This window comes from Pseudoalteromonas sp. S558 (assembly GCF_005886635.1).
GTDB classification, from domain to species: domain Bacteria; phylum Pseudomonadota; class Gammaproteobacteria; order Enterobacterales; family Alteromonadaceae; genus Pseudoalteromonas; species Pseudoalteromonas aliena.
In genome coordinates this window covers 1-372 of sequence record NZ_PNDU01000211.1, presented here as the reverse complement: position 1 = coordinate 372, position 372 = coordinate 1, and the positions used below count along the sequence as shown (strand labels likewise).

The window sequence follows — 372 nt, the reverse complement described above, 5'->3', positions numbered from 1 at the left end:
ACCTAAACCCCGAACGTGAAATCGTCAACGTGGAGAGTGCATAACGTAGTGATCGCGACAACTAGTTTGACAAACACCGTATATCAACCTGCCAAATCAATTTCACCCTGTTGCGCTAATTAAACAAGGTGAGGTTTACTACTACCACCTAGACCAGCTTAATACACCACGTTTTGTGACAAACAACAAAGCAGAAGTCGTTTGGGAAAACCAAGCCGATGCGTATGGTTATGAAGAGTTAAAAGCAGAATCAAATAAAGAAGAGTCTTTCACTCAGCCAATCCGTTTTCAAGGACAATATTTAGATGAAGAGAGTGGCCTGCATTACAACCGCTATCGCTACTACAGCCCTAAACAACAGCGCTTTATAAA

Annotated in this window: 1 protein-coding gene; it reads left to right on the top strand. The window is 41.9% G+C overall.

The window, feature by feature from the left end:
* Positions 1-175: 175 nt before the first annotated feature.
* On the top strand, positions 176-372 hold a 197-nt coding region (locus CWB66_RS14485), incomplete at its 3' end, for an RHS repeat domain-containing protein (RefSeq protein ID WP_289508507.1).